Below are 11,135 nucleotides of genomic sequence, written 5' to 3'. Positions count from 1 at the left end.
TTATCCCTTAAAATAAATTTACTATCTAATTAACCTGAACTCGGCTAAAGACCTAATGATGTTATTCAGACATACTACACCATTAGATCTTTTTTATATCATTTACTTATATTATCAGATGATTATATATTCTCGTTAGAGTCAAGTTCAATTTGTTGTGGTACATTTTCTGGAGATGCATCACTTATCAATATAGCCCCTTCTTGTAAGAAGCCGTTTGTCACTAATGTTTCAGCTTCAGCCTCTTTAGCTACATCTTGAATTTCTGTTTCTAATGTCAGTTCATCTTTATTAGACTGCCCATCATTTTCTTCTGTTTTAGCTAAGTCGCTATTTTCAACTAAACCGTCAAACTGCATATAATTTTCGATACTTTCATTATTTACTCCACTAAGAAGTTCACTCATATCATAATTAGTTGATTGAACCGTCGCTTCTTTACCTTGGACGTCAATAACATCAGGTATCTCTATCAGATTCTCTTCTGAAGAAGTCCGAGATGAGCTAGTCACCTCATTTGTATATATAAAGTTTATTTCTAGTGTTGCATCATCTGTTTCAGGATTATTTGTATCGCTATCCTCTATTGTATAAACAATATTAATGTTATCAGGTATTTCAGAAACTTCTGTGCCTATTGGTAACTCAAAAGAATACTCTCCTGTGTTATCCATTATGAAAGTACCAAAAGTAGTTACAATAGTATGAGAGGTTACATCATCATTAAAGGTATAATCTGAACCATTATAATTAAACTTAACGATCGTGGCCAATCCATCATCAGAAGTATCCATATGATCGTCTGAAGTTCTACCGGTTATAACATTACCACCAATACTTGAACTACCTGTAATATCACTTCTACCAAAATCACTTAAATCAGTAAAACTTAGATAATTATAATCATTCACAGCAACTGGAGCAGAATCAATAATATCAATTGTGACGGTAGCAGTATCTGTATCAGTTCCATCACTTAACGTGTAATCAAAACTTGGATAATCAGCACCTAGAACATACCCTTCACTATTATGATAAGTAAAATCACCCGCTGAATTTATAGTTAATGTTCCACCATCAACCATAACACTGGCAGTACCATCAGCACCAAACACTAAATCATCACCGTTAACTTGCGTTAAAACAAGTATCGAACCATCACCACCGTCATGATCACTTTCTCCATCACCATCATCATGTGATATGACATTACCAGTGACACTTCCCCCTTGATCTATAATAAAACCATCATCCGTAGCAACTGGCGGAATATTCTCTGCAGGAATAACGGCAATGGTCAGCGTCGAGGTATCAATATCATCCAAGCCATCTTTGACGGTGTACGTGACAACCGGCACTGCCCCATGATAATCATCACTTGGCGTGAAGGTATACGCGCCATCTGCGCCAATGGTAAGCGTGCCTTCGGTTAAGTTGGCGGTATCACCCACCGTGTAAACTGTGCCATTGATGGTAAAATCAACCACACTTAATGGACCATCGGTGCTGGCACCATTGGCCAGTACGTTACCTGACACGGGCGTATCTTCTAACGTCGTGACGCTTTCATCACCATCAACCAGATCAGAAACTGGCGTCACGGCAATGGTCAACGTCGAGGTATCAATATCATCCAAGCCATCTTTGACGGTGTACGTGACAACCGGCACTGCCCCATGATAATCATCACTTGGCGTGAAGGTATACGCGCCATCTGCGCCAATGGTGAGCGTGCCTTCGGTTAAATTCGCGGTATCACCCACCGTGTAAACTGTGCCATTGATGGTAAAATCAACCACACTTAACGGACCATCGGTGCTGGCACCATTGGCCAGTACGTTACCTGACACGGGTGTATCTTCTAACGTCGTGACGCTTTCATCACCATCAACCAGATCAGAGACTGGCGTCACGGCAATGGTCAGCGTCGAGATATCAATATCATCCAAGCCATCTTTGACGGTGTAGGTAACCGCTGGCACTGCGCCATGATAATCATCACTTGGCGTAAAGGTATACGCGCCATCACCGCTAACGGTTAGGGTGCCTTCCGTGAACGTTGCTGTATCGCCTACCGTGTAGACGGTGCCATTGATAGTAAAATCAACCACACTTAACGGACCATCAGTGCTGGCAGCGTTGAGCAGTAAGTTACCAGACACCGGTGTATCTTCTAACGTGGTGACACTTTCATCACCATCAACCAGATCTGTTACCGGCGTGACCTCAATGGTCAACGTCGAGGTATCAATATCATCCAAGCCATCTTTGACCGTGTAGGTAACCGCTGGCACTGCCCCATGATAATCATCACTTGGCGTAAAGGTATACGCGCCATCACCGCTAACGGTTAGGGTGCCTTCCGTGAACGTTGCTGTATCGCCTACCGTGTAGACGGTGCCATTGATAGTAAAATCAACCACACTTAACGGACCATCAGTGCTGGCAGCGTTGAGCAGTAAGTTACCAGACACCGGTGTATCTTCTAACGTGGTGACACTTTCATCACCATCAACCAGATCTGTTACCGGCGTGACCTCAATGGTCAACGTCGAGGTATCAATATCATCCACGCCATCTTTGACCGTGTAGGTAACCGCTGGCACTGCTCCATGATAATCATCACTTGGCGTAAAGGTATACGCGCCATCACCGCTAACGGTTAGGGTGCCTTCGGTGAACGTTGCTGTATCGCCTACCGTGTAGACGGTGCCATTGATAGTAAAATCAACCACACTTAACGGACCATCAGTGCTGGCAGCGTTGAGCAGTAAGTTACCAGACACCGGTGTATCTTCTAACGTGGTGACACTTTCATCACCATCAACCAGATCTGTTACCGGCGTGACCTCAATGGTCAACGTCGAGGTATCAATATCATCCACGCCATCTTTGACCGTGTAGGTAACCGCTGGCACTGCGCCATGATAATCATCACTTGGCGTAAAGGTATACGCGCCATCACCGCTAACGGTTAGGGTGCCTTCGGTGAACGTTGCTGTATCGCCTACCGTGTAGACGGTGCCATTGATAGTAAAATCAACCACACTTAACGGACCATCAGTGCTGCCAGCGTTGAGCAGTAAGTTACCAGACACCGGTGTATCTTCTAACGTGGTGACACTTTCATCACCATCAACCAGATCTGTTACCGGCGTGACCTCAATGGTCAACGTCGAGGTATCAATATCATCCAAGCCATCTTTGACCGTGTAGGTAACCGCTGGCACTGCGCCATGATAATCATCACTTGGCCTAAAGGTATACGCGCCATCACCGCTAACGGTTAGGGTGCCTTCGGTGAACGTTGCTGTATCGCCTACCGTGTAGACGGTGCCATTGATAGTAAAATCAACCACACTTAACGGACCATCAGTACTGGCAGCGTTGAGCAGTAAGTTACCAGACACCGGTGTATCTTCTAACGTGGTGACACTTTCATCACCATCAACCAGATCCGATACCGGTGGTTCTGGCTCTGGCTCTGGCTCAGGTTCTGGTTCTGGCTCAGGTTCTGGTTCTGGCTCAGGTTCTGGTTCTGGCTCTGGCTCAGGTTCTGGTTCTGGCTCAGGTTCTGGTTCTGGCTCAGGTTCTGGCTCTGGCTCAGGCTCAGGTTCTGGTTCTGGCTCAGGTTCTGGCTCTGGCTCAGGTTCTGGCTCAGGTTCTGGTTCTGGCTCTGGCTCAGGTTCTGGTTCTGGCTCAGGTTCTGGCTCTGGCTCTGGCTCAGGTTCTGGTTCTGGTTCAGGTTCTGGCTCAGCTACTGGTGGTTCAGGATCTACAACAGGAACTTGTTCATTAGTAGTATCTGCTTCAAAATTGACAGGTAAAGGAATTGCTGTAGCTTGTTCTACAGTATCGTATCCCGCTTGTGCTAAAGTTTCATCACCCGTTCTACTCACAGTAACGAAACCTGTTCCTTCATTTCCTACTATACCAGCAGCTGTTTCAGGAAGATCAGCATCATCTCCAGAAGCAATTAGCTCCTGAATTGAATCTATTTCATTTTGAAGATTATCTATATCAGTACTGTCAACAACTTCAGTAACGCTTTCAGTAGCAGCTATATCTACAATCACTTCGTCTATTAACTCTCCTTCAGAGTTAGACACTCTATGCTGGCTACCATTAGCAAAAGTTAATATAAGTTCACTGCCATCTGTTAAGTTAACAGTCGAGCCTGATTGAATAATATCACCAACTTGTAATATAGTATTTTCAGCCAAATCAGTATGCACTTCACCTATAACATTGGTTACTTTTGCATTTGCTGGGTTAGTATAATTTTCCATAGACAACCTTCCTAATAATTTGGCTTACCATACCTTGAAAAGTATTTAACAATACTCAATGAATGGCTAATAATAAAATACTATAAATTAAACTGAACTAATATTATTTAAATAAAATTTGTGTTAACTACCTTTTATCGACTAGTTTAGCCATAAAGTCAATGGAGTCCATCAGAATAATAAAGATTATTTGCTATAAGTTTGATCTTAATGATTAGTTTTAATATTAAGTGTTTAGATGAGGGCTAAATAAGACGATTTTACTAGATTAATAATGATAAATAGCGATGTCGAGCGACACCGCTACAATTAAGTACGTAAAGTACTATTTATTTTTAAAACGACGAGCGGTTAATCCAATTAAAGCCAGTGTAAAAATAGCAAGTGTTGAAGGCTCAGGAACTGATGTAGTAACAGATTTAAAAACATAATTTATATTAGCCCCAACAACTGCGCGATCACCAATATAAGCTGAGAATGCACCATCAACATTATAGAAATCATTAGGCTCAACATAAGACTCATCTTTTGATACTACTCCAACGTTAACCCCATTGACTGCTCCTCCATAAATATCATACCAAGCCTCATGGTTCACGGTATATTCGGAAATATCTAAACCAAGCATGACAAAGATATTAATATCAATAGTGCTTATAGCGTACTCTTGATCACCCATAAGAGTACCAAAGTTATATATTGCAGCTTCAATACCATTAAAGTTAGATATTTCAGTATTAGCACCGTTTAAGATTTCGACATCTGTAGGTAGTGTAAATTCAATTTCTGAAGGAATTAAGTCGTAAGAGCCTACATACTCCCATTGAACTCCAGCGTCATCAGCATATAAATCACCAACAATTAACCCTGCATTCGCTTTTCCTGCAATACAAAGAGTAAACAAACAAACCAAAACAACATTTATAATTTTAGAACTCATACTACTTTCCTTAAACCCTGACGAGGGTCAACAATTGGATTCTATAAAACGGTATAGATTTCATTACAATAGATAAAGCAAATACAATGCCAACAAATAAAACTCATTAAATATCAGTAACAAAGAAAATAATAGCATTTATTTTTGTCTTGACTGTTAAAAAACATGACATAAAATATTATCTAACTCTCGTTTTAACATTCAATGTATACTTCCTATATAGCTTAGCACTCATACACTATATTCTCATCATTTGATTGTATTTTACACAAACCATTAATAGTTACAACAATATTACTTATCTACCATGACCACTTTATCCAAGCTGCAACCCTTACATCATCCACTATTTACAAAACATGAAGTATTAATTCAAGTAAAACGTGATGATAACATTCATCCAACTATTTCAGGTAATAAGTGGCGAAAACTTAAGTACAACCTAGAACATGTATTGCAAAGTAATAATATTAATGGAGTACTTAGTTTTGGAGGCAGTTATTCAAACCACATACATGCGTTAGCATTTGCTTGTTTTCAAAGAAACATCCCTTGTATAGGCTTAATTCGTGGTGAACAACATTATGCCAGTAATTGCACATTAACATGGGCTAAGCATTGGGGAATGAAGCTACACTTTGTTGATCGAAAAACTTACCGTCGCAGGCACGACACTGATTATTTAACCGAATTACAACGACAGTACCCTAATTACTTTATAGTACCCGAGGGTGGCAGTAACACACTAGCAATTAAAGGTGTTGCAGAAATAATCACAGAATTAAATAAACAAACTGAGTACGACACATTAATCACGCCAGTAGGTAGTGGTGGCACTTTAGCGGGTCTTATCACGGGGGACCTCAACTCAAATGCTAACTTACATAAATTGCTAGGAGTTGCTGTATTAAAAGAAGCTGAGTATCTGAAAAACACAATACAACAATTACTCCCTGAGCCAGTAAAAAAACATAACAACTGGCAATTACTCACTAATTTTCACCGTGGTGGCTATGCAAAATTTACACCTTTAGACGCCAACCGTATACTTGAATTTAATCGCATAACTGGTGTTGACTTTGAACCGGTTTATTCAGGAAAGATGGTACTAGCTTTTCTTGATTTACTTGAGCAAGGATATTTTGCTAAAGGCGAGCGTATTATTTTATTACATACTGGCGGTATGCAAGGCATTGGCGGAATGATTGAGCGTGGAATTTTAAAAGCTGAATATTGGTCAACATTTAAAAAATAAAAACTCAATAAAAAAGCCGTAATAACTAAAGTTATTACGGCTTTTTATAAACTATTTACCCTTGCTACGCTTTTATTTCCGCATAGTACGCTAGTTTAAAGCGGCTTTTATTTGCCCACTTACAGCGCCCATATCGGCTCTACCTTGCATCAAAGGCTTTAATGTTGCCATTACCTTACCCATGTCAGCCATTGAGGCGGCACCAGTATTTGTAATAGCTTGATTAATTAAATCGTTAATTTCTGCATTAGTTAAAGGCTGAGGAAGAAAGAACTCTAATGCACTCACTTCTTCGGCTTCTTTGGCTGCTAATTCATCACGACCACCGTCAGTAAACATCTTGATAGATTCTTTACGCTGCTTAACCATTTTGGTTAAAACCGCAATAACGTTCTCATCAGTTGCTTCGGTATTATGATCAATTTCAGCAAGTTTAATTGCAGATAGTGCCATACGAATAACGCCAAGACGTAATTTGTCTTTGGCACGCATGGCATTTTTCATTTCATCTTGAAGTTGAATTAGAAGTGACATCTAACATTCTCCAAAGGCTACTAAGGACATTCTAAAAAAGAATGTTTAGTACATGCGAACGTGGCGTGCGTTCTCACGAGAAACTTTTTTCGCTGCGCGTTTAACAGCAGCTGCTTTTTTACGTTTACGTTCCCAAGTCGGCTTTTCATAAGATTCGCGACGACGAACTTCAGAAAGGATTCCTGCTTTTTCACATGAACGTTTAAAACGACGTAATGCTACGTCAAATGGTTCGTTTTCTCTTACTTTAATTACTGGCATGTACTTTTTTACCTTAGTATTATATCTATATAAATCGGTGTTTAACTTCGATTCTTCAGTTTATTCTTTATACTTAAAAAATAAACTCGATCTTGTTTACACCCGCTCTATCAAAAATGGGTGCCATATTCTACTGCTAAGTGATTAGTGATGTAAAGGTTAATATCACGTCAGCATTAAATATACTGGCGAAATGTCACTAGTACAGGTAAAATCCCCTCTTTTAAGTGAATCAAAAATAATTTTATGCGAATTTTAGGTATTGAAACTTCTTGCGACGAAACAGGTATTGCTATTTACGATGACGGGCAAGGCGATCGTCCTGAAGGTATATTAGCCCATCAGCTTTATAGTCAAATTGCTGTGCATGCTGATTACGGTGGTGTTGTGCCTGAACTGGCTTCTCGTGATCATGTTCGCAAAACAATACCTTTAATTAAAGCCGTATTAAAAGAAGCTAACTTAACACCTCAAGATCTAGACGGCGTAGCTTACACTGCAGGCCCTGGGCTTGTTGGCGCATTATTAGTTGGCTGTTCAATTGGTAGAAGTTTAGCTTATGGTTGGGACTTACCAGCGGTACCTGTCCATCATATGGAAGGTCATTTATTAGCCCCTATGCTAGAAGATGATGTCCCTGAATTTCCATTTGTTGCGCTACTCGTTTCAGGCGGCCACACTATGCTGGTACGTGTTGACGGCATTGGCCAATATAAATTACTAGGTGAATCTGTTGATGATGCTGCAGGTGAAGCTTTTGATAAAACAGCGAAATTGTTAGGGCTAGACTACCCAGGCGGCCCTGCGTTATCAAAAATGGCCGAATCAGGTGTTGCTGGTAGATTCAAATTACCTCGTCCTATGACAGACAGACCCGGGTTAGATTTTAGTTTTAGCGGTTTAAAAACGGCAGCCGGTACGTTAGTTCGAAAAGAGTGTTTCTCTTCAGATGGTAAAAGTTTAGCAGACGATATACTTAAACAAACCCATGCAGAGATTGCTAATGCTTTTCAACAAGCAGTAGTTGATACCTTAGCAATAAAATGTAAACGCGCTTTACAGCAAGAAGATTTAAATCGATTAGTCATTGCTGGTGGTGTTAGTGCAAACACCGCACTACGAGAAAAACTGGCCATTACAACTAAAAAACTTGGCGGTAGTGTATTTTATCCTAGGCCTGAATTTTGTACTGATAATGGCGCTATGATTGCTTATGCAGGCTTACAAAGATTAAAAGCGGGAACACACGCAGATCTAACTTTTAAAGCGAGCCCTCGTTGGTCGTTAGATAGCTTACCTGCAGTTTAAAGCCATACCGTGATAGGCAATAAGTTAAACCGACTAGTTTATTTTTGTAGAGATTTTACTTTCTGTGCCCTTTAGTAAGCGCACAATATTATCTTTATGACGTAATATAATTAACGCACTCAACATTAAAGCAGGATAAACATAAAGCGGCTTTAATATGAAAATATACAGTGGTGCTAAAGAAACAGTAACAATAGCGGCTAAACTTGAATATTTAGTTAATTTTGCCACTGTTAACCAAGTAATAATTAATAAAAAACCTAAGCCTAAACCAATAGGTAATAAAGTACCTAAAGCAGTAGCAACGGCTTTACCCCCTCGAAAATTAAAAAATATGGGATACATATGGCCTAAGCAAGCTGCCACACCAATAATCCCCAAATCTAAAGGTTCGACCTTCAAAAAATAGGCACTCCATACGGGTAAAGTGCCTTTTAATATATCCAAAAACAATACAGTAGCAGCCGTTAATTTATTACTTATCCTTAAAACATTTGTTGCACCAGGGTTATTTGAACCCGTAGTTCTAGGATCAGGCAAACCAAGCACTCTACACACTAGAATAGCACTTGAAATGGAGCCTAATAAATAAGCAACAATGATCATGGCAAAGGTTAATAGCAACATAATAATAAGAATTATCACAAATATAACAATTTTCTTTATTCTATCTTGTTATCTGCTAGTTTTTCTACACTTGCACAGGTAAACTCGCTTTTTATTTTGTAAAAATTATTCAATGGGTAACAAATGGACAAGGTTTTTATCAAAGGGTTGGCTATTCAAACCACCATTGGTTTTTTTCAATGGGAAAAAGAAATTAAACAAACCTTAGTTATTGATGTAGATATGGCTTGGGATACAGCAAAAGCAGCTGAAAATGATGAACTTGAAAAAACGTTAGATTATGCAGAAATATCTACAGCAATAGCAGTATTTGCTAATGAAAACCCTGTCGATTTATTAGAGACTTTAGCTGAGCGTATGGCAAGTTATTTAATGTCACAGTTTCACATCCCTTGGTTACGACTCGCTATTGGTAAACCCGGTGCAGTACATAATGCTATTACTGTGGGTGTAGAGATTGAACGTGGTACGCTTGAACAAACTAAATTTCATAATGAAACTACAAAATAATGGCTGATATTTATATTTCTTTAGGTAGTAATATTGAGCGTGAATACCATGTTAAACATGGCCTTGAAGCACTTGCTATCGCTTTTAATATTCCTTTTTCACAACTGTCATTATCATCTTTATTTGAAAGTGAAGCTATCGGTTTTAGTGGTAACGCATTTTACAATATGGTTATCGGTATAAAAACTCAATGTAGTGTAGAGCAAGTAGCAAGTAAGTTACGTAATATTGAAATTGATTATGGACGAACACTTGATGCGAAAAAGTTTAGTCCTAGAACCTTAGATCTTGATTTATTACTCTACGACGACTTAATAATTGACACTCCAGCACAATTACCTAGAGAAGAAATAGATAAAAATGCGTTTGTACTTTGGCCATTAAGTGAAATAGCGCCAACGCTTATTCATCCTCTATTAAAGCTCAGCTATCAAAGACTTTGGAAAAATTATAATAAGACTAGCCAACACCTAAAAATCGTTAAAAATTGTTGGTAATCACCTAAATAAAAAAGGCAAAATAGAATATTATGACTACTTTAGAAATTATTATTTTAGCTTTACTGCAAGGCTTAACAGAGTTTTTACCCATTTCCAGCTCTGCTCATTTAATATTACCCTCTCAAATTTTAGGTTGGCAAGATCAAGGACTAGCATTTGATGTTGCTGTGCACGTAGGCACTTTATTAGCAGTAATGCTCTACTTTCGTAAAGAATTAGGAACAATGTCTGTTGCCTGGCTGGGTACATTGAATATAGGCCCGGCTAAAAGTAATACAGATAGTCATATTAAATTTGAAGGAAAACTTGCTTGGTGGATTCTTTTTGCCACTGTGCCAGCCGGCTTATTTGGTTTACTAGGTAAAGATTTAATAGAAGAACATTTACGCTCGGCACTCATTATTGCACTTACCACAATATTATTTGGCTTTTTATTAGGTTTTGCCGATGTAAGAGCCGGTAATAGAAAAGTTCATAAGCCACTGGAAAAATTAGGCTTTAAAGGCGCAATGTTAATTGGTTTAGCACAAGCTATCGCGCTTATTCCAGGCACTTCTCGTTCAGGTATTACGATGACAATCGGATTAATGCTCGGTTTATCTAGAGATAATGCAGCCCGTTTTTCATTTTTATTATCAATCCCAGCCATTGCAATGGCTGGTAGCTATCTAACCCTTAAATTAATATTATCAACAGAGGATGTTGACTGGCAAGCAATAGCCCTTGGAAGTTTTCTCGCTTTTATTAGCGCCTATGCTTGCATTCATTACTTCCTTATTTTATTAAATAAACTTGGTATGATGCCTTTTGTCATTTATCGTTTAATTTTAGGCTTTGGCCTATTATGGTTTTTGTTAGGTTAGAAATAGCGTGCTTTAACATCATTTGTCAAAAATAAATAATTTAAACAG

General features: G+C 39.1%; 10 protein-coding genes. 5 read left to right on the top strand and 5 right to left on the bottom strand.

What is annotated here, in order from left to right; genetic code table 11:
* Positions 1–122: 122 nt before the first annotated feature.
* Both GQS55_RS02155 and GQS55_RS02150 read right to left on the bottom strand, forming a co-directional pair.
* Positions 123–4,289 carry a retention module-containing protein gene (locus tag GQS55_RS02155; RefSeq protein WP_159817516.1) on the bottom strand — a complete coding sequence of 1,389 codons (4,167 nt, stop codon included), beginning with the start codon at positions 4,287–4,289 and terminating at the stop codon, positions 123–125.
* 325 nt (positions 4,290–4,614) lie between these two features.
* Positions 4,615–5,229, bottom strand: a complete 615-nt coding sequence (locus GQS55_RS02150; protein WP_159817514.1) for a PEP-CTERM sorting domain-containing protein — start codon at positions 5,227–5,229, stop codon at positions 4,615–4,617.
* A 307-nt stretch (positions 5,230–5,536) separates the two neighbouring features.
* Here GQS55_RS02150 and GQS55_RS02145 point away from each other — a divergent pair, with 307 nt between their 5' ends.
* Positions 5,537–6,484 carry a 1-aminocyclopropane-1-carboxylate deaminase/D-cysteine desulfhydrase gene (locus GQS55_RS02145; RefSeq protein ID WP_159817512.1) on the top strand — a complete coding sequence of 316 codons (948 nt, stop codon included), beginning with the start codon at positions 5,537–5,539 and terminating at the stop codon, positions 6,482–6,484.
* A 90-nt stretch (positions 6,485–6,574) separates the two neighbouring features.
* Here the strand turns inward: GQS55_RS02145 and GQS55_RS02140 are convergent, their stop codons facing one another.
* Both GQS55_RS02140 and rpsU read right to left on the bottom strand, forming a co-directional pair.
* Positions 6,575–7,018 carry a GatB/YqeY domain-containing protein gene (locus tag GQS55_RS02140; RefSeq protein WP_159817510.1) on the bottom strand — a complete coding sequence of 148 codons (444 nt, stop codon included), beginning with the start codon at positions 7,016–7,018 and terminating at the stop codon, positions 6,575–6,577.
* Between the two features lie 45 nt (positions 7,019–7,063).
* Positions 7,064–7,279, bottom strand: coding sequence for a 30S ribosomal protein S21 (rpsU, locus tag GQS55_RS02135; protein WP_159817508.1), 216 nt, complete (start codon positions 7,277–7,279; stop codon positions 7,064–7,066).
* A gap of 246 nt (positions 7,280–7,525) precedes the next feature.
* On the opposite strand from rpsU, the gene tsaD reads away from it, so the two are divergent.
* The gene (gene tsaD / locus GQS55_RS02130) at positions 7,526–8,587 is read left to right on the top strand and encodes a tRNA (adenosine(37)-N6)-threonylcarbamoyltransferase complex transferase subunit TsaD (protein ID WP_159817506.1); all 1,062 of its coding nucleotides are present in this window, start codon (positions 7,526–7,528) and stop codon (positions 8,585–8,587) included.
* Between the two features lie 33 nt (positions 8,588–8,620).
* On the opposite strand, the gene plsY is transcribed toward tsaD, so the two are convergent.
* Positions 8,621–9,214, bottom strand: coding sequence for a glycerol-3-phosphate 1-O-acyltransferase PlsY (gene plsY / locus GQS55_RS02125; protein WP_159822489.1), 594 nt, complete (start codon positions 9,212–9,214; stop codon positions 8,621–8,623).
* 123 nt (positions 9,215–9,337) lie between these two features.
* On the opposite strand from plsY, the gene folB reads away from it, so the two are divergent.
* From folB to GQS55_RS02110, 3 genes are read left to right on the top strand one after another with little or no spacing between them, the layout of a single operon-like run.
* Entirely contained in the window at positions 9,338–9,724 is a 387-nt protein-coding gene (gene folB, locus GQS55_RS02120) for a dihydroneopterin aldolase (RefSeq protein ID WP_159817504.1), read from the top strand.
* Positions 9,724–10,221 carry a 2-amino-4-hydroxy-6-hydroxymethyldihydropteridine diphosphokinase gene (gene folK / locus GQS55_RS02115; protein WP_159817502.1) on the top strand — a complete coding sequence of 166 codons (498 nt, stop codon included), beginning with the start codon at positions 9,724–9,726 and terminating at the stop codon, positions 10,219–10,221. Before folB ends, folK begins: the two co-directional genes overlap by 1 nt.
* Positions 10,222–10,253: 32 nt before the next feature.
* Complete coding sequence (locus tag GQS55_RS02110) at positions 10,254–11,087, top strand: undecaprenyl-diphosphate phosphatase (RefSeq protein WP_159817500.1); 834 nt, start codon at positions 10,254–10,256, stop codon at positions 11,085–11,087.
* The last annotated feature ends 48 nt before the right edge of the window (positions 11,088–11,135 follow it).

The organism is Colwellia sp. 20A7 (assembly GCF_009832865.1).
In the GTDB taxonomy this organism is placed as follows: Bacteria; Pseudomonadota; Gammaproteobacteria; order Enterobacterales; family Alteromonadaceae; genus Colwellia.
The sequence above is the reverse complement of the archived record's forward strand: the minus strand, read 5'-3'. Positions and strand labels throughout refer to the sequence as shown.

What these genes read in the sequence shown, in the direction of transcription:
- folB (WP_159817504.1), top strand. Translation starts at nt 9,338, where the DNA reads ATGGACAAGGTTTTTATCAAAGGGTTGGCTATTCAAACCACCATTGGT.
- GQS55_RS02150 (WP_159817514.1), bottom strand. Translation starts at nt 5,229, where the DNA reads ATGAGTTCTAAAATTATAAATGTTGTTTTGGTTTGTTTGTTTACTCTT.
- GQS55_RS02145 (WP_159817512.1), top strand. Translation starts at nt 5,537, where the DNA reads ATGACCACTTTATCCAAGCTGCAACCCTTACATCATCCACTATTTACA.
- tsaD (WP_159817506.1), top strand. Translation starts at nt 7,526, where the DNA reads ATGCGAATTTTAGGTATTGAAACTTCTTGCGACGAAACAGGTATTGCT.
- rpsU (WP_159817508.1), bottom strand. Translation starts at nt 7,279, where the DNA reads ATGCCAGTAATTAAAGTAAGAGAAAACGAACCATTTGACGTAGCATTA.
- plsY (WP_159822489.1), bottom strand. Translation starts at nt 9,214, where the DNA reads ATGTTGCTATTAACCTTTGCCATGATCATTGTTGCTTATTTATTAGGC.
- GQS55_RS02110 (WP_159817500.1), top strand. Translation starts at nt 10,254, where the DNA reads ATGACTACTTTAGAAATTATTATTTTAGCTTTACTGCAAGGCTTAACA.
- GQS55_RS02155 (WP_159817516.1), bottom strand. Translation starts at nt 4,289, where the DNA reads ATGGAAAATTATACTAACCCAGCAAATGCAAAAGTAACCAATGTTATA.
- GQS55_RS02140 (WP_159817510.1), bottom strand. Translation starts at nt 7,018, where the DNA reads ATGTCACTTCTAATTCAACTTCAAGATGAAATGAAAAATGCCATGCGT.
- folK (WP_159817502.1), top strand. Translation starts at nt 9,724, where the DNA reads ATGGCTGATATTTATATTTCTTTAGGTAGTAATATTGAGCGTGAATAC.